The organism is Bacilliculturomica massiliensis (assembly GCF_900605495.1).
Lineage (GTDB): Bacteria > Bacillota > Clostridia > Peptostreptococcales > Anaerovoracaceae > Bacilliculturomica > Bacilliculturomica massiliensis.
On the sequence record NZ_LR027603.1, the window covers coordinates 1256010 to 1273478 of the forward strand.

A 17469-nucleotide genomic window follows, 5' to 3' on the forward strand; every position below is an offset into this window, starting at 1 on the left:
ATCGATTATTTGTCCGCACCGGTCAGCACCTGGTTCAAAGTGTTTCTCAGGATCACCATGTCGATGGGTTTGGACACGTGAGCGTTCATTCCGGCTTCCAGCGCCGCCCGGATGTCCTCCGAGAAGGCGTTGGCTGTCATGGCGATGATCGGGACGGCGGCGGCATCGTCCCTCTGGGCCGACCGTATCGCCCGGGCTGCCTCGTAACCGTTCATCACCGGCATCTGGATATCCATCAAGACAGCGTCGTAAGTGCCCGGCGCCGCGTCCAGAAACGCCCGGACCGCCTGAGCGCCGTCTGTCCTGACGACGGTCCGCGCACCGTGCATCATAAGCAGCTCGCTGAGGATCTCCGCGTTCAGCGGGTTATCCTCGGCGGCCAGAAAACATCGGCCCGACAGGATGTTGTCTCCTTCGGAGGCGGCCAGCTTCGAACAGCCTTCCGCGTCCTCACCCTTCGGCACCGCCTCGCATTCCAGCTCCACCCGGAAAGTGGTGCCCCGGTGGATATGGCTTTCCACCGTCACCCTGCCGCCCATCAGATCTACCAGCCCTTTCATGATGCTCAGCCCCAGACCGGTCCCTTCCACCCAAGAAGTATTTTTGTCACGGGTGAATGGATCAAAGATGTGGGCCAGGAATTCCTCCTGCATTCCCACTCCGGTATCGCTGACTGTAAAACGGTAGCGGACCCGCCCCTGGCCGTTGAGCGGCGGCAGTTCTTCCGTGAGAAAATCCACCCTGCCGCCCTCCGGCGTAAACTTCACCGCGTTGCTCAGTATATTGATGAGGATCTGGCTGATCCGCAGCGGATCTCCATAGAAACACCTGTGGCTGATGTCCGTGGTCCGGGCGGAGAAGATCAGTCCCTGATCTCCGGCCTGAGGCGCGATGATGGCGGAAAGCTGCTCAAGCAGCTCCGGCAGGAACACTTTTATGTGGTTCAGCGCGATCTGAGAACGCTCGATCTTGTTCATATCGAGAATATCGTTGATGAGACTCAGGAGATGTCTGGAAGATATGTTGATCTTTTTCAGGCAGTCTTTTACCCGATCCCGCTGATCCAGATGCGCCTCCGCCAGCGTCGTCATGCCCACGATGGCGTTCATCGGCGTACGGATATCGTGGCTCATGGACGCCAGGAAATCGCCTTTTGCCCGGCTGGCTTCCTCGGCCAGAGCCAGGGCGTCCTCCAGCGCCTTCTTTGTGCGCCGTTCAGATGAGATCATGTCGGTCACATCCGCCCGCACCAGACAGATGGTTCTGTGATTTTCATCGCCCCAGAGCACGTTCACCTGTTTGTATCTGGGCTGATCTTCCGAACAATAGGGGAATACAAAGTCATAGCCGGACGGCCTTTCTTTGAGCCGCCGCATCATGGTCTCCAGCCGGAAACTTTCCTCCACGCCGGCGGCCTGATCATCCAGTTTGTAATAACCTGCAAGTCTTGCCACAGAGGCGTCGTAATTTTTCATCGTATAGGGAGGCAGATTTTCCAGTACTGTCTGCCGGGTATACATGGTGAGCCGGCCGCTGCGGATATCCACAAATCCCATCAATTCAAAGGTATATGCCATCATATTCAGCAGGGACTGCTGTTCTCTCAGGGAATTTGTGATGTCGGTTCTCGCCAGACAGACGCGGCCCAGCCGCAGATCGGCGGCGTAGATCGTCAGATTTTTCGTGAGCACGTCCCCTTTTTCACTGACGATCGAATAGGAGAAGGAATAAGAACCTTCGCGGGTGAGCCGATCAAGCATGTAATCCTGATTTAACATCTTGGCCGTATTTTTTTTATCCTTTGGGACCACCTGCTCCCGGAGCATGTAATCTACTGCTTCCGAGTGAGACCCGCAGCGCTTTGCCGGCACGTCGCCCGCGGACCTGGCGCTGGACAGAACTGTAGTACGGTCCCGCTGCAGATCCACGTCCACCACCAGATCGCAGCTGGCAAGAGACAACTGATGCAGGATGCGATCTGATATGATCTGCTCAGTGACGTCCGTCACTTTCAAAATGCCGGTGATATCTCCCGTATCGGGCGTTTCCACCAGATTCACATTAAACTGAACATAACGGCCCCGCTCCTCCTGGGGCAGCTTGATATAGCACCGCTGGATCAGTTCCGTGTCGTTTCTCTCAAAAGCGGCCATAGTCGGGGCGTTTAGATAAGTATTCAGAAAGCTTCGACGTTCCGCTTCGTCGACCACAAGACTGCCGATCCCGGCGAAGAAATCCTCGCGAACCGATCCGAAGGTCTGCAGAAGACCGGAATTGGTACGGTCCACGATCTCCAGGATCCGATTCTGCGTAATATTGCAGTGTCCGATGATCAGCGCGTCGGGATCAGGCGACTGATAATGCCGCCGGATCAGCTCCCGGTACTGTCTGCGCAGTTCTTCTTTTTCTTCCCGTTCTCCGGTCATGTCGTGATACACAGCGTAGATCCGCATCTCTCCGCCCTCGTTCTGGATCAGCGACAGCGTGTTCTTCACCCACAGATAATCGTCCCTGCCCTTTTTCAGCCGGTATACGATCTCGCAGTGGCTGTCTCCGCTCTCCAGATAAGCGGCCATCCGCCGGCTCACCTCATCCCGGTCGTCCGGATGGACGCCGTTCATCGCATTGTCCCTGTACAGTTCCCATGCCTCTTCCAGCGTCATGCCGGTCATGGCTGCGAACCCGTCGGACAAAAATTCAGGACGCATGCTGCCGTCTCTCTCATAACTGATAACGCCTACCCCTCCGGGCAGATTTTTCACCAGCGTCTGAAAATACCGCTCCAAGCGCTCTATCTCTTTGCGGGCGCTCACTTCGTCGGTAACGTCACGGACATATTTTATATAGGCGGGAATACCGTTCCAGTCCGTCTCCCTAAAACGGGTGCTGAAAAACCGGTCCGACTCTTTGACCGCCATCATGTGTTCTTCCCCGTTTGGCTCGTTGCCGGTCAGAGTGCAGAATTCGCAGGGCCGGTCCCTGCCATGCAGCGCGGCGTAGCATTTCTGTCCCACGCAATTGGCGTCCTTCAGAAAGAGACATTTTGACTCATTTACATAGAGCAGATCGTAATTCTCTCGGTCGATCACGTAAATGCCGTCCGCCGTTTCATTTGCGATGCTCTGAAAGAGCCGCGTCTCAGCGGACATCCCGGTGTAGACCACGTACAGCTTCGCATTTTCGCTTTTCGGGCCGATGCGTCGGCTGTTCAGATGGACCCAGATCAGGCCGCCGTTCTTGTGGTGGATGCGGCAAGCCACATCCCTGGCGTCTCCGTTCTCCATCACCGCTCTCAGCGTCACAAAAACGCGCTGGCGATCCGCTTCATAGACCAGATCCAGCGAGTTTTCCCGGATCATTTCTTCATATTCCTCACGGGTATAACCGGTCAGCTCGATCACTCCGTCCGATAAAAAATCAGCCTTCAGCCCGGTTCCCGCAAAGCGATAACTGGCGATCCCTCCCGGTATGGAGTTGACTAGATGCTCCATTTCCAGCTGTGATTCTTTCAGAGCGGAAATATTGTGGAACACGCAATGGAGCAGCGGACAGCCGTCTTCTTCGCCGATCCATTTGATCTGTACACGGACCCAGACGATGTGCCCGTCCCGATGCTGTTTGCGGAATTCAAATTCGGAGCTTCCCCTGCTTTGGATCACTTCCGCCGCTTTTTCCAGAACCATGGGCGTGTCTTCCCGGTAAGTCATCTCCGCCGCGTCTTTTTTTACCAGACTTCTGTATTCCTCTGTGGTATATCCCGACAGTTCCGGCACGCCGTCTGAGAAGTAAACGGTCTCAAAGATGTCCGTCACCTTGTAGATCGCCACCCCTCCCGGTATGGCGTTGATGATATCCTGCATCTTCTCATTGGCGTTTGCCAGCTCTTTCTCCAGCTCTTTCTGTTCGGTCACATCGCTGAATACCACATAGATCAAGACTACGCCGTCCTTCTGACGTTTTACCGAGCCCTCCGCGTGGATCCACCGGTATTCGCCCCGTTTATCGTTGAAGATCCGACAGGTATGCTGCAGAGCGGTACAGTCTGCCGACAGGGTCCTCAGCTTTTCCTTCAGCCCCGGCACGTCCTCCTGGTGTACGCCCAGGAGCTCCGTTTCCCTCTGGACCTGAGAAATATGCTCGTCGGAATATCCTAATATCTCATAAAAAGCCGGATTGTGAAAAACCGGAAGGATCCGGCCCTCATCCAGACGGTATACGCAAAGACCGCTGGGGATGCTGCTCAGAATCCTTTCCATCGCCTCGCTGTCCGACGAATACTGCCGATCTTGTCCGCCCCCTGCAGCGTCCCCGCGCTCAACTCCCATTCGTTCACCAGAGACAGGTCTTTCCCACATACCTGTTCTTCCTCCTTTACCATTTACAGCACTTACCTTTTTGATAAGGCATCGGTGCACGAAAGGCTGTCCCACAGTGCTCCGAATGCTTGAGCCTTTCTCCGGCGGCTCTGGCCATATATTATTTAAGTTTAGCATACAACGAGAAGCGGTGCAATCTTTTGCCAACGATCGGATGCGGCGGTCATTTCAGCGTCGCTTCTGTTGAATGATCAAAGCAAAAACAGCAGCAGCATCTGCTTGGATGCCGCTGCCGCTGCTGTGTTCAGCATATTGCGGTTGAGATTGTCGGGTTTTATACGATCAGCATGCCGTCCCCATAGCTGAAAAAACGGTAACGCATGGAAACTGCTTCCCCATAGATCTTCAGGATTTTTTCTCTGTCGTAGAGAGCGGAGATGAGCATGAGCAGCGTGGATTTTGGCAGATGAAAATTGGTGATCAGCGCGTCCACCACCTTGAACCGGTAACCCGGGTAGATGAAAATACCGGTGCTTCCGCTTCCCGCGCGTACCCATCCTTCTTCGTCAGCGGCGCTCTCCAGCGTCCGCGTTGAGGTAGTGCCCACTGAGATGATGCGTCCTCCCGCCGCTTTCGTCTCGTTGATGATCCCCGCGTTTTCTTCGTCGATGTAATACTCTTCAAAGTGCATCCGGTGTTCTTCCACCGTCTCGCACTTGACCGGACGGAAGGTGCCGATCCCCACGTGCAGCGTGACGAAAGCTGTCCTCACGCCCTTTTCTCTCACCTTCTGCAGCAGTTCTTCCGTAAAATGCAGACCCGCCGTGGGCGCGGCCACAGATCCTTCGTCCCGGCAGTAGACCGTCTGATAGCGCTCCCGGTCTTCCTGATCGCTCTCCCTGTCGATATAAGGCGGAAGAGGGATCTTTCCGATCTCCGAGAGCAGCTGGCTGAAGTCTCCCTCGTACAGAAAACGTACCATGCGCGTGCCGTCCTCGCCGTAGCCTGTGATCTCCGCCCGCAGCCTGCCCGCTTCATCGAAGGATACCACATCGCCGGGATGGAGCTTCTTTCCCGGCTTTACCATGGACTCCCACACGTCACCCTCCCTGCGTTTGATCAGCAGGAACTCGACCTTCGCTCCCGTCTGCTCCTTCACGCCGAACAGACGCGCGGGGATCACCTTGGAATTGTTCATCACCAGGCAGTCTCCCGGTTCCAGATAATCCAGGATATCGTAAAAATGCCTGTGCTCCACTGTGTCTGTGTCCCTGTGGACCACCAGGAGTCTCGACTCATCTCTTTTATCCGCAGGATGCTGAGCGATCAGCTCCGGCGGCAGATCATAATCAAATTCCGATATATTCATATATTGCCGCTCTTTCTATTCTTCAGATTTTGTTTTTTGTCCGGGACGCTGCGGCTGGCCGCAGCAGATCGTCCTGTCACCGGGACGAATCTTTCCGGCAAATCTCCGTGGCTGTCAGCTAAACGGCGCCTTCAGCGGATCTGGATATCCGTAAAGAAATATTCCAGGATCTCCTCGTAATCCATCCCCTCCTGCGCCATTTTAATGGCGCTGTCCTGAGGCATGCCGATGCCGTGGCCGTAGCCTTTCCCCTCGAACACCACCTTGCCGTCGGTGACGATGCTGACTGTTTCTCCGGATTTTCCGGCGCCGTCTGCCGATGCCGTACTGCTGCCGTCGGTGATGCAGATGTCCTCTATCTCTGTCTTTTTCGCGCTGCCTGAGGAAGACAGCACATACAGGGTAGACCCCGTCTTCTTTGTAGAAGAACCGTTGGTGGCGTAGATCTCATCCGGTGTCTGCGCCATACTTCCGCCGGCGCTGCCGTTTTTCAAAACGAACATCGTGGATTTGATATCCGAGCCGCCCAGCACTGTTCTCACGCTTTCCTTTTTCAGAGTCACGGTGCCCCCGCTGCCTTTGACAGTCAGCTCTGAGACAGCGCCTGCGCTGTTGTGCCCCGTTATGGCAACGGACTCTACAGTACCCGGACTGTAATTCGCCGCCTCCAGTCTGCTTTTGATCTGTTCAAAAGTCATGGTCGCGCTCCAGGAATAATCCGGGCTGTATTCGTCCTTGACGCCGCGCAGATACGGTTCTTTTGCGCTCCATACATCCTCAGAATTCTGGGTGTGACCGCCGCTGTTTTTGAAGTAAAAAGCCTGGACGATCTCGCCTTCCGAGTACATCATCTCTCCCGCAGTCTCATCGACCGCCTGAGTGGTCTTCGGATATTCGCCGGCAAAGCCTTTGTAGACCTGACAGTGAGTCGTGGAACAGACGTTAAAACCGTCCTTTGCGTGGGTCCGGTTCTGCCCCGCGAAGCTGCGCGCCACCACCGCCTGCGCCTTCAGCGCTTCCAGCGGATAAGACTGACTCATTTCCCCGTGGATCACACCGTACAGATAGTGGTCCATGGTAATGTAGTTGATCACATTCATGGCCGACCCCTTGTACACCGTCAGACGGATGCCGTCCCGGTACTCCGTTCCGGAATAGACAACGGTACCGTCTCCGTCCTCGTAATCCAAGGGCATCAGAGCGCCGGTGGTGCCCATGTCCGACACCAGCATGGTACCATCCGGATCGCGGATCACGATCGTTCCGTTTTCAACGGAAGCCACGATCTCGCGGTAAGCAGGCAGAGGAAGGGTGTCCTCCGGGCCGTCCTCTGTAATATTGACTACCTGAAACCCGTCATCGCTTTTCAGCACACATTCGTTCACCGCAGAACTTCCGTATTTCAGGCCTACCTGAATATATTCCTCCTGTCTGCTCTTCGCCTCGGCTCCGGCCGGGAAGGAGAAAAACAGTGTCAACGTCAGAAACGCCGCTGTGAAACGGCGCAGTTTGCATTTTCTCTGGCGGGGCTCACTGCCCGCGGCACGTTTTCTTATCATAAGCTCATCTGCTCCTCCCCCTGCGGATCCAGGCCCAGATGACGGTAGGCTTCCTGAGATACCATGCGTCCTTTCTGTGTCCGATGCAGAAGACCTGCCTGGATCAGATAGGGCTCGTACACATCTTCTATGGTGACTCGCTCCTCGCCGATGGCCGCCGCTATGGTGTCGATGCCCACCGGTCCGCCCTTGAAACGATCGATGATAAGGCGCAGGATCTCCCGGTCCAGTCCCTCCAGCCCCAGTTCGTCGATGCCCAGAGATTTCAGCGTCTTTCCTGTAATATCCAGATCGATGGCCCCCGTCCCCTTCACCTGACTGAAATCCCGCACGCGCTTCAGCAGTCGGTTGGCCACCCGGGGCGTTCCCCTGGAACGGCGGGCCAGCGCGCGCAGCGATTCGTCGTCGATCTGCACATTTAGAATGCTGGCGGACCGGCGGATGATCTCCATCAGCTCGTCTTCTTTGTACATCTCAAACTTGCATACTACGCCGAAGCGGTCCCGCAGAGGCGCGGACAGGCTCCCCGCCCGGGTAGTAGCGCCGATCAGCGTAAATCTGGCCAGATCCAGACGAATGGATCTGGCCGACGGTCCCTTTCCTATGATAATATCCAGAGCGTAATCCTCCATGGCCGAATAAAGGACTTCCTCCACTGAACGGTTCAGTCGGTGGATCTCGTCGATAAACAGCACGTCTCCTTCGTTCAGGTTGGTCAATATGGCCGCCAGATCGCCCGCCCGCTCGATGGCCGGACCGGAGGTGATCCGCAGCTCCACTCCCAGCTCATTGGCGATGATCCCGGCCAGCGTCGTCTTTCCCAGGCCGGGAGGACCGTAGAAAAGCACGTGGTCCAGAGGTTCGTTTCTCATCTGCGCGGCGTCGATGAACACCTTGAGATTTTCCGCCACGGTCTTCTGGCCGATATAATCTGCCAGACGTTTTGGCCTGAGAGAAAGCTCCATGACCTCCTCTTCCACGTTCATCGCGCTGGCGGCGGTGATGCGTTCTTCATATTCCATCATAATTACTTTTTCTCGCTTCTTCCTAATTTATTTTTCATTTTCGTTCAGGCTAAAACAGATTTTTCAGCGCCTTTTTGATGTATTCCTCTGTGGACAGATCCTCCTCGCCGATGGACGCCAGCGCGCCCACAGCCTCGCTTTTGCTGTAGCCCAGACTGATCAGCGCGTTGATGGCCTCGGATTTGCCGGACACCGCCGCCACGCTTTCCAGCTGAACGCCGCCGGCATCGCTGATCGCCCCCAGCTTGTCCTTCAAATCCAGCACGATGCGCTGGGCGGTCTTCTTGCCGATCCCGTTGGCCCTGGTCAGCGAGACCGAATCCTCGAAAACGATAGCCTTCTTAAGATCGCCTGTCGGCATGCAGGACAGCAGCGCCAGAGCGCCTTTCGCTCCCACGCCGCTCACTGTGATCAGCCGCCGGAACAGTTCAAGTGAATCCTTGTCTGTGAAACCGTACAGTGTGATGTCGTCCTCCCGGACGATCATAGCGGTGTAGACCTGTACGGTATCTCCCGGAGCCGCCAGATAGACGCCGGAATTCTCCGGCACGAAGACTTCATATCCGATGCCGTTGTTTTCCACCACTACTCCGCCCTCGAATTTCATGGTGATCTTTCCTTTTATGTAATGAAGCATAATGATCTCAAATCCTTCCGCAGTATTTCTTTTTCCGCCTCGCTTCGCCCCCGGAGGCCAGGATGTCCCTTCATTCAGATCCCTCCGGCGCGGATCTTTTTCAATCTCTGACCATAACCCATGGAATGGCCGTGGCAGATAGCCGCGGCCAACGCGTCCGCCGTGTCGTCGGGCTTTGGCACTTCCTTCAGATTTAGAATGGTCTTCACCATAAGCTGGATCTGTTTCTTTTCTGCCCGGCCATATCCGATCAATCCCTGTTTGATCTGCAGCGGCGTGTATTCCGCGATGTCCAGTCCGGAATTGGCGCAGGCCAGAATGGCCACGCCCCGAGCCTGTCCCACCAGAATAGCCGTGGTGGTGTTGGTATTAAAAAACAGCTGTTCGATGGACACGGTCTCCGGCTCATACTCCTGAATAACATCCATCAATCCCGTATAAAGGTGTTTCAGCCGGTCCGGCATAGGCATGTCCTTATCCGTGGTAACGGCTCCGTACCCCACCGGCGAAAAATGATTTCCTTTCATCTCGACGACGCCGTAGCCCATGATCGCATAGCCGGGATCAATTCCCAGAATTCGCATCTCTAACTCTCCCCTTTTAAATGATCTGGTATAATCCGCGCATGGCGTCCGCCGCGCACAGAATCTATAATAGCAGCTCTAGCCGCTCTGCGGCTATTATATCATAAAACCGGAGGAAGATAAACATCCTTTCCCCATGCCTGCAGCGTCCGCATCAGGGCGGCCAGACCTCCCATCTGATGTTTTAAATGGGTGTTTATGTTTACAATAGGCTCAAATATGATATAATTTAATTGTATGAATATTTATAAGATAGAGTCCGCGCACATTTTATTCAATAACGGAGGGGATCATGCGTTATTCCAGACAGAACAAAATTTTGGATATTATCAGCACTCAGGAAGTGGAAACTCAGGAAAAGCTGGTGGAGCTGCTGAATGAAGCGGGATACAAAGTCACTCAGGCCACCATATCCAGGGACATCAAGGATCTGCAGCTGGTGAAGACCCTGTCTTCCGGCGGACGTTACAAATATACCGCCGGGACCGGTACGGATCAGCCTGTCAGCGACCGTTTCATCAAAATATTCCGCGAGACGATCCAGAGCATTTCTTCCGCGGGAAATATCATTGTGATCAAGACCCTCAGCGGCTGCGCCAACGCCGCGGCGGAGGCCATCGACACCTCGAATCTCCCCACTGTGGTCGGCTCCATCGCCGGCGACAACACTATATTCCTTCTGGTAGACAGCCCGGAGAATGTACCGCCGCTGCTCACGCGTTTCAACGATATGATAAAGTAACAGTAAAGAGGTCAATTGTATGATTTCACATATCAGCATCCGGGATTTTGCTATCATCGACGAATTGGAGCTGGACCTGTATCCCGGCCTGAACATCATCACCGGTGAGACGGGCGCGGGAAAATCCATCGTGATCGAAGCCGTCAGCGTGGCCCTTGGCAGCCGCGCCGATACGGCTTTTGTGCGTTCCGGCAAAGAAAAGGCCTATATTACTCTGGTAGTGGATACGGAGGACTGCGATGTGTCGGGCCTTCTGGAGGAAAACGACATTCCCTGCGAAGACCAGCTGATCATCAGACGGGAGATCAGCAGCACGGGCAAGAGCCTGTGCCGGGTCAACGGCGTGGTGGTCAATCTCTCCGTCTTATCCCGGCTCTGCAAGAAGATCGCGGACATCCACGGCCAGTACGATCACCAGTCTCTTCTGAACCCGGAATATCACATCCGTCTGCTGGACCTGTACGACGAAGAGCGCATCGCTCCCGCAAAAGAGCGTACCGCCCTCCTCTACCGCCGATTCAGCCAGGCAAAAAAGGCACTGGACGACCTTAAACGCGATTTGTCCGACTCGGCAAGAAAGCGGGATTTTATGGCCTACGAGCTGCAGGAGATCGAAAAGGCTTCTCCTCTGCCCGGCGAGGATGAGTCCCTGGAAGAACAGATCCGGCTCATGCAGAACAGCGAACAGATCTACCGAAACCTGTCGGAGACATACGAAATGCTCTTTTCCGGCTCCCCCTCCGCCACGGAGGGGTTGGGAAAAGCCATGCATCTGCTGGGAGAGATCTCCCATATTTCCGCTGACATCGCCTCCTTCTCCGAGGGAGTCGCCGACTGCTATTACAAGCTGGAGGATCTGGGCACGGAACTGCGCCGGTACCGGGACAGCGTGTCCTTCTCCCCGGAAGAACTGGACGGAGCCATCAGCAGACTGGATCTGATCGACGGGCTGAAACGAAAATTCGGTGGTTCCCTGGAGCAGGTTTTCCGGTATCGGGATCAGCTCTCCGAATCTCTGGCCAACATAGAAAACGCGGACGCCCGGCTTACGGAATTGACCGCCCACGCGGAAGAATGCCGCAGGCAGCTGGACGAGAGCAGCCGGACCCTTTCCGGTCTTCGGCGGGATGCGGCGCAGCGCATGACCGCTCAGATCTCCGCTGAGCTGGCAGAGCTGAATTTTAACGACGCTGCCCTGACGGTGGATTTTAAGGAATACGGAAAAGAACCGCTCTATACGGAAAACGGCGTCGACACGGCTGAGATCCTGATCTCAGCCAACCGGGGCGAACAGCCCAAGCCGCTGGCCCGCATCGCCTCCGGCGGCGAGATCTCTCGGATCATGCTGGCCTTTAAACGCATCATCGGAGATCTGGACCGCATCCCGACCATGATCTTCGACGAGATCGACACCGGGATCAGCGGGATCACCGCAAGTATCGTAGGCAGGAAGCTGCTGCAGATATCCGGCAGCCGTCAGGTCATCTGCATCACACATCTTCCCCAGATCGCTGCTTTCGGCGACCACCATTATAAGATCCTGAAGCAGACTGACGCGGATTCCGTCCACACTACCGTCGTGCCTCTGATGGAAGAAGAAAAAGTGGACGAGATCGCCCGTCTGCTGGGCGGGCTCAATATAACCGAAACCACCAAAAGAAGCGCTGAAGAGCTGCTGACGCTGTCCAGGGGAGAAAAACGACCGGACTGACCGTCAGAGAATGATAACGGGCTGAGACAGGCGGCGCCGGCGGAGAGAGACCTCCGCCGGCGCCGCTTTTTTATCTTCGCTACTATTCTATTCCCTCACACCCAATACAAAAAGCCGAACATCCTTTTTCACCTGCGCTTCCGTTGCGATGCGCAGCACGATTCCGTCGCATGGCGAAAGGATGCGGTGCTCATAGTTCTGGCCGGATCCCCGTCTAAAACGCTCTGTCGATCCTCTCCTGCAGATCCTGGAAGAACATGCTGGTGTGATACCCGTCCGCCGCGGCGTGAGAGATGGTCACCGTCAGCGGAAGACGCAGACGGCCGTTCTCTTCCTCGTACTTTCCGAAGGTGATGACGGGAAACAGCGCGGGCCGGCCGCCGGCACAGTAGGCGGAATAGCCTTCATAGTGCAGCCAGGGGGTGCAGGAGACGCAGAAAAAATTCGGCGGCTGTCCTGGTTTGACCTTCGCGCCTTTTTTGTCCCCATATTCCCGGATATCCCTCTCCAGGCTTTCTCTGAACACGCTGAAATCCTCGTGATAGTTCGTCCAGATATCGGAAAAAGTCTTGTCGTCTTCGTGGAAAACAGTGTGCACCAGGTGCATCTCGTCCCAGAAACCCGGCCGGCCTTCCCCGTCCACTCCCATGCAAAACTCCCTGGTTCCGTTGACTGTGGACGCGATGAGGTAGAGCATGGCTGGATAGAATCGGACGCCCTGTTCCCTGAGTCTGCCCAAAAGTCCCGTGACGTCCAGCTTTGCCGTCAGACTGTAACCGCAGGGAAGCGTATCCATATAATATTTGAAATGTTCTCTGCGCTCCCACTGTTCCATTTCGATCAAACGAAACATAGTTCCTCCAATCCGGCGATGATCCGTTCCACCGTCTGCTCCACTGTAAGCCCCAGGGTTTCGATCTTCAGATCCGCATACTTTTCGTAGAGCGGTACGCGTTTCTCATACAGATCCGCGATGGTCTCCCCCGGAGCCATGGTGATGCCACGGGTGCTGATATTGTCCAGACGCGCTACGATCTCAGAAAGCGGCAGCGCCAGATAGACGATCTTTCCCGTTTCTCCCAGATGTTTCATCGCTTTATCATAATAAACGGCGCTTCCTCCCGTAGAGATCACCGCTCCCGCCGCAGTTACGCCGGCGAGCACTTCTTCCTCGATCTTCTGGAAGTAATCGTTTCCTCTGCCGTCGATGATATTCTGCAGCAGGTCGCCCTCCCGCTCCTGTATCAACAGGTCCGTGTCCATAAACGATTTTCCGGTACTCTTTGCCAGAATGACTCCCACGGTGCTCTTGCCGCAGGCCGGCATTCCGATCATAACGATATTTTCTCTGTTCATAGAAGTTCTTTCTGCCCTTTCTTCCCGCCGGATCCTGACGAAATTTCCGCCGTACGTCCGTAAACAAAAAGCAGAGCCTGACGGCTCTGCTGGATGCTTTTCGCGAATTATTCTTCTGCAGCGGTCTCCGCAGCCTCGTCGGCAGCCGGAGATTCATCGTAAGCAGCCTCATCGGCGTACTCTTCGGAAGCATCTTCATCTCTGTAGATGGAATTGTCCAGAGTTTCTTTGATACTCAGGCTGATCCGCTTTCTGTCTCTGTCTATCTCGAGGATCTTCGCATCCACTTCCTGACCAACGGAGATCTCATCTGCGATGTTGGTCACTCTCTTGTACGCAACTTCGGAGATATGCACCAGTCCGTCCAGACCCGGCTCCAGCTCAACGAATGCACCGTAATCTTTGATCTGAACAACTCTGCCCTTGATCACCTGGCCTACCTGATATTTGTCATCGATAATAGACCACGGTTCGGGCTGATTCTGTTTCAGACCCAGAGAAATCTTTCCTTTCTCTGCGTTCATGGAGAGGATCTTGACATTGATCTTCTGTCCGATTTCCAGCGCTTCCTGAGGGTGCTTCAATTTGCCCCAGGAGATCTCGGAAATATGAAGAAGTCCATCCAGTCCGCCGATGTCTACGAATGCACCGTAATCAGTGAAACGCATAACCGTACCTTCCACAACGTCACCTACGTGCAGGTTGTCCCAGATTTCAGCGATCTTCTTCTGCTTCTCCTCGTTCAGATACGCCTTGTGAGAGAACACAGCTTTGTTTCTCTTCTGATCCACGCGGCTGACCTTCACGGGAAGAACTTTGCCGATAAATTCGTCGGCTTTCTCCACATAATGATCGGAGAGCTGAGACATCGGAATAAATCCGGAAACCTCTTTGTAAACAGCGATGACACCGCCCTTTACTTCCTTGACCACCTTGGCGTTCACGACCTCTTTGTTGTCAAGGGCTGCGTTGATTTCGTCCCAGTGTTCATTCACCTGGAGCTTCTTCTTGGACAGCAGAATGCTTCCGTCCCCGTCAGCGGTTTTGACGACCTTAGCCTGAATTTCATCTCCCGGCTTGTAAAGATCGGCCAATTCCTGATCTCCTTCCAGAGACAGTTCCTCAATGGGAATGATACCGTCTTTCTTGCAGCCGAGATTTACAACGATGTAATCCTTGCTTACCTGGATAATTTCGCCTGTAACGATTTCTCCTCTGCCCGGAAGTCTAAGAGATTTTTCGATCTCATCCATCAGGGCTTCCATCCCGCCTTCTTCCACCTGCTCCTGCAGATCCTTGTTTTCAGTGATAGCTTCACTCATAGCAGCAATAACCTCCTTAATAATGCGTTCAGGAGTTGATGCTCCCGCCGCAATCCCTATTTTATTACATTTTGCGACTTCTTTCAATGGTAAATCGCTTAATATTTCAACAAAATGCGTATTTTCGCAATTTTTTTTTGATAACTCATAGAGTTTTTTTGAATTTGAGCTGTTTTTTCCCCCAATAACCACCATTAGGTCAGACCTCAGCGCCAGGTCAGCGCAGCTTTTTTGTCTTTCTTCTGTGGCGCTGCATATGGTGTGAAAGACTTCGACGTCTGTTTTATTCCGTCTCAAGATGGAAATTACTTCCTCAAACATGGCTTCCGTGATGGTCGTCTGCGCCACCACGGTCAGATGATCGCCGGCGATCTGTTCGGCTTCCTCTCCGCTGGCCGCCACCGCCGCACTGTCTCCGGTCCATCCGCTGATGCCGATGACCTCCGGATGGGTCCGGTCTCCCACGATGACTACCTGCCGTCCTTTTTCGCAGGCCTCGCTTGCCAGCTTCTGGATCCTCTTTACGTAGGGACAGGTGGCGTCCACGATCTCCAAATGCCGTTCCTCCGCCTTCTCATAAAAGCGCTTCGGCTCTCCGTGCGCTCTGACGATGACGACGGAACCTTCTTCCGCCTCCTCCGGTCCCCGGATCACGGAAAGCCCTCTCTCCTGCAGCTCATCCGTGACCAGCTTATTGTGGATCAGCAGGCCGCAGGTGTAGATCCGTTTCTCACCGCCGCCTCTGGTACTGAGTATGTGTTCCGCTTTTTCCAGCGCCTGACCGACGCCGAAGCAGAAACCTGCATGCTCCGCTACTTCAATGGTCATGATTTGCGTCTCAGGCCTTCCAGATACGCCTTGAAAGCCCCTTCCTTTCCGTTTGTTGTAGGATGGTAATACCTGGTCCCCTCTCTGTGCAGATCGTCGGGCAGATACTGCTGTTTTACATAGCCGCCGTAATCGTGGGGGTATTTGTATCCTTTCCCCAGTCCTCTGGATCTGGCGCCGGCGTAGTGACTGTCCTTCAGATGGTCCGGCACGTCGTCGATCTTCCTCTTTTTCAGGTCCTCCGTGGCTGCCATGACAGCCGTAATAGCGGAATTTGACTTGGGACAGGAAGCCAGCAGGAGCACGGCCTGGGACAAGATTATTTTCGCCTCTGGAAACCCCACCATCTGGCTGGCCTGCACGCAGGAGGTAACGATAGATATGGCGTGGGGAAAAGCCATGCCGATATCTTCGCTGGCGATCACCATGAGCCTGCGGCCGATCATGAGGATGTCCGCATCCGCCTCCACCAGACGGGCCAGATAGTGGACCGCCGCGTCCGGATCGCTTCCGCGGATGGATTTCTGCAGTGCGGAGAGCAGATTGTACTTGTCCTCGCTCTTGTCATAGAACGCGGTCTGACGCTGCATGGCCTCACCTGCCAGTTCCAGGCTGATCCGGCCCTTTTCGGGCAGGTTTTCCGCAATAAAGCCCAGGGTGTCCAGCGCCACTCTGGCGTCCCCCGATGCCCGGTCCGCGATCATCCAGAGAGCCTCTTTGTCGTAGGGAATATTCCTGTTTCCCAACCCTCTTTCCGTATCGGAGAGCGTCTTTTCCAGCATGGCGAAAAGATCCGCCGATTCCAGACGGTGAAATTCATAGACAGAGCGCACGCGGGAGAGCACCGCGTTATTCACGGCAAAATACGGGTTCTCCGTGGTGCTGCCGATAAAGCGGATAGCGCCTTCCTCCAGAGCGGCAAGCAGAGAATCCTGCTGCAGCTTGTTCCAGCGGTGAAACTCGTCTATGTATACGTAGGTAGTTTCTTTTTGAAGGCCAAAAAACTTCAGCTTGGCTTTATCGATAATTTCTTTCAGTTCTTTGATGCCCGCCGTGGTGGCGTTGAGCTCATAAAAATCCGCGTCCATCTCTTTGGCAATGATCCGCGCCAGAGTGGTCTTTCCCGTGCCGGAGGGACCGAAGAAGATCGCCGAATCGAAGGTTTTTTTCTTGATGGCATTATAAAGAAGCGAGCCCTCATACATGAAATGGGCTTGCCCGAAAAAATCCTCCAGCCTGTCCGGCCGCATCCTCGTGGAAAGTGGGATCATATTGTTACCTTCCTGGTTCCTAAATTTTTATATAAAAGTCCGCTCCATCCGCGGGATCTCACCGCATTCTACAGAGCCGTGACAAAGGCGTCCTCCGCTATAGCCTTCAGGCGCTCCGCCTCCGCTTTCGCTTTTTCCTTTGTGTCAAACACAGTGCCTACGACCTTGAAGGCGCCGTTTCTCTCGACCACGGAAGCCGTGATACTCTTTGCCGCCAGTTCCGATACCGCCTGCTGCGCGGATTCCTTTGCCGAGAAGCTGCCAAACTGCACCGCATATCCTCCGGAGCCCGCCGGAGCGGCCGATGAAGCGACAGCTGTCTGTGCTCCGGATTGAGTCTGCGCCGCTCCGCCGGACGTGGCCTGGGGCGCTGCTGCCGGCGGCTGCGCGGCCTGGGGCGCTGCTGCCGGCGGCTGCGCCGCTCCGCCTGTGACGCCTCCCGGAGCCACAGCCGCGTCCGTAGTCATTTCCTTCGCGTCTTTGATATCCTGCTGTCCCGATACCACCCCGGAACCGGCGGTGGCCGATCCATTCTCCGGGACGTCCCCCGCAGGATCCCCCGCCGCTGTCCAAAGCCTGCCTTCCAATATATAGGGTGCAATGACGTACTTTGTCCCCGCGTAACCCGCCGCCACGGCCAGAATCAAAATTCCGATCAAAAGCAGGCTTCCGCTTCCGCCGTTTCTGCGCTGTCCGTATCTGTGTCTTCTCATCTCTCCGCCTCCTTTATGGTTCAATCCATTTTATGA

At 54.9% G+C, this 17469-nt stretch carries 13 protein-coding genes; 2 read left to right on the top strand and 11 right to left on the bottom strand.

Annotated elements, in window-relative coordinates:
- Nucleotides 1-5: 5 nt before the first annotated feature.
- From E0E37_RS14990 to ruvC, 6 genes are all read right to left on the bottom strand, one after another.
- Nucleotides 6-4355 carry a PAS domain-containing protein gene (locus tag E0E37_RS14990; RefSeq protein WP_246019749.1) on the bottom strand — a complete coding sequence of 1450 codons (4350 nt, stop codon included), beginning with the start codon at nucleotides 4353-4355 and terminating at the stop codon, nucleotides 6-8.
- A 295-nt stretch (nucleotides 4356-4650) separates the two neighbouring features.
- Complete coding sequence (queA, locus tag E0E37_RS14995; protein WP_130863798.1) at nucleotides 4651-5685, bottom strand: tRNA preQ1(34) S-adenosylmethionine ribosyltransferase-isomerase QueA; 1035 nt, start codon at nucleotides 5683-5685, stop codon at nucleotides 4651-4653.
- Nucleotides 5686-5816: 131 nt separating this feature from the next.
- Nucleotides 5817-7244 (bottom strand): SpoIID/LytB domain-containing protein, encoded by a 1428-nt coding sequence (locus E0E37_RS15000; protein WP_130863799.1) that lies wholly within the window; start codon nucleotides 7242-7244, stop codon nucleotides 5817-5819.
- Nucleotides 7241-8269, bottom strand: coding sequence for a Holliday junction branch migration DNA helicase RuvB (gene ruvB / locus E0E37_RS15005; RefSeq protein WP_207302973.1), 1029 nt, complete (start codon nucleotides 8267-8269; stop codon nucleotides 7241-7243). Before ruvB ends, E0E37_RS15000 begins: the two co-directional genes overlap by 4 nt.
- 49 nt (nucleotides 8270-8318) lie before the next feature.
- The gene (ruvA, locus tag E0E37_RS15010) at nucleotides 8319-8906 is read right to left on the bottom strand and encodes a Holliday junction branch migration protein RuvA (RefSeq protein ID WP_130863800.1); all 588 of its coding nucleotides are present in this window, start codon (nucleotides 8904-8906) and stop codon (nucleotides 8319-8321) included.
- A 74-nt stretch (nucleotides 8907-8980) separates the two neighbouring features.
- On the bottom strand, nucleotides 8981-9490 hold the full coding sequence (ruvC, locus tag E0E37_RS15015; protein ID WP_130863801.1) for a crossover junction endodeoxyribonuclease RuvC: 510 nt from the start codon (nucleotides 9488-9490) through the stop codon (nucleotides 8981-8983).
- A gap of 292 nt (nucleotides 9491-9782) precedes the next feature.
- On the opposite strand from ruvC, the gene E0E37_RS15020 reads away from it, so the two are divergent.
- Complete coding sequence (locus E0E37_RS15020) at nucleotides 9783-10232, top strand: arginine repressor (RefSeq protein WP_207302974.1); 450 nt, start codon at nucleotides 9783-9785, stop codon at nucleotides 10230-10232.
- A gap of 19 nt (nucleotides 10233-10251) precedes the next feature.
- Nucleotides 10252-11943, top strand: a complete 1692-nt coding sequence (recN, locus tag E0E37_RS15025) for a DNA repair protein RecN (protein ID WP_130863803.1) — start codon at nucleotides 10252-10254, stop codon at nucleotides 11941-11943.
- A gap of 214 nt (nucleotides 11944-12157) precedes the next feature.
- Here the strand turns inward: recN and E0E37_RS15030 are convergent, their stop codons facing one another.
- The 5 genes from E0E37_RS15030 to E0E37_RS15050 form a co-directional block, all read right to left on the bottom strand.
- Nucleotides 12158-12796 (bottom strand): chloramphenicol acetyltransferase, encoded by a 639-nt coding sequence (locus E0E37_RS15030; RefSeq protein WP_130863804.1) that lies wholly within the window; start codon nucleotides 12794-12796, stop codon nucleotides 12158-12160.
- Nucleotides 12784-13299, bottom strand: coding sequence for a shikimate kinase (locus E0E37_RS15035; RefSeq protein ID WP_130863805.1), 516 nt, complete (start codon nucleotides 13297-13299; stop codon nucleotides 12784-12786). The genes E0E37_RS15030 and E0E37_RS15035 overlap by 13 nt, the downstream gene beginning before the upstream one ends.
- A 107-nt stretch (nucleotides 13300-13406) precedes the next feature.
- Entirely contained in the window at nucleotides 13407-15449 is a 2043-nt protein-coding gene (locus tag E0E37_RS15040) for a bifunctional 4-hydroxy-3-methylbut-2-enyl diphosphate reductase/30S ribosomal protein S1 (protein ID WP_130863806.1), read from the bottom strand.
- Nucleotides 15446-16720, bottom strand: coding sequence for a replication-associated recombination protein A (locus tag E0E37_RS15045; protein ID WP_130863807.1), 1275 nt, complete (start codon nucleotides 16718-16720; stop codon nucleotides 15446-15448). The genes E0E37_RS15040 and E0E37_RS15045 overlap by 4 nt, the downstream gene beginning before the upstream one ends.
- A gap of 68 nt (nucleotides 16721-16788) precedes the next feature.
- Complete coding sequence (locus E0E37_RS15050; RefSeq protein WP_130863808.1) at nucleotides 16789-17433, bottom strand: SPOR domain-containing protein; 645 nt, start codon at nucleotides 17431-17433, stop codon at nucleotides 16789-16791.
- Nucleotides 17434-17469: the final 36 nt, after the last annotated feature.